The organism is Martinezella sp. CNPSo 3959 (genome assembly GCF_057784355.1).
This window is the reverse complement of sequence record NZ_JBXSOV010000027.1, coordinates 1-1,022: the sequence shown is the minus strand read 5'-3', so window position 1 is coordinate 1,022 and position 1,022 is coordinate 1. Positions and strand designations below refer to the sequence as shown.

The window sequence follows — 1,022 nt, the reverse complement described above, 5'->3', positions numbered from 1 at the left end:
ACGATCGGTCACGTTGACCACGGCAAGACGTCCTTGACGGCAGCGATCACGAAGTACTTCGGCGAGTTCAAGGCGTACGACCAGATCGACGCGGCTCCGGAAGAGAAGGCTCGTGGTATCACGATCTCGACGGCCCACGTTGAATACGAGACGCCGAACCGTCACTATGCGCACGTCGACTGCCCCGGCCACGCCGACTACGTCAAGAACATGATCACGGGTGCCGCTCAGATGGACGGCGCGATCCTGGTTTGCTCGGCTGCTGACGGCCCGATGCCGCAGACGCGCGAGCACATCCTGCTCGCCCGCCAGGTTGGCGTTCCGGCGATCGTCGTGTTCCTGAACAAGGTCGACCAGGTTGACGATGCCGAGCTTCTCGAGCTCGTCGAGCTCGAAGTTCGCGAACTGCTGTCGTCCTACGACTTCCCGGGCGACGATATCCCGGTCGTCAAGGGTTCGGCGCTTGCTGCCCTTGAAGATTCGGACAAGAAGATCGGCGAAGACGCGATCCGCGAGCTGATGGCTCAGGTTGACGCCTACATCCCGACGCCTGAGCGTCCGATCGACCAGCCGTTCCTGATGCCGATCGAAGACGTGTTCTCGATCTCTGGCCGTGGTACGGTTGTGACGGGCCGCGTCGAGCGCGGTATCGTCAAGGTTGGTGAAGAAGTCGAGATCGTCGGCATCCGTCCGACGTCGAAGACGACGGTGACCGGCGTTGAAATGTTCCGCAAGCTGCTCGATCAGGGCCAGGCCGGCGACAACATCGGCGCACTGGTTCGCGGTGTTAACCGTGACGGCGTCGAGCGTGGTCAGATCCTGTGCAAGCCGGGTTCGGTGAAGCCGCACAAGAAGTTCATGGCTGAAGCCTACATCCTGACGAAGGAAGAAGGCGGCCGTCATACGCCGTTCTTCACGAACTACCGTCCGCAGTTCTACTTCCGTACGACTGACGTGACCGGCATCGTGACGCTTCCGGAAGGCACGGAAATGGTTATGCCTGGCGACAACGTCACGGTTGC

General features: G+C 61.2%; 1 protein-coding gene. It reads left to right on the top strand.

Annotation, left to right across the window (positions count from 1 at the left end; genetic code table 11):
- Positions 1-1,022: elongation factor Tu (gene tuf / locus AC13RE_RS28315; protein WP_488565378.1), on the top strand; the 1,022-nt coding region annotated here is incomplete at both ends.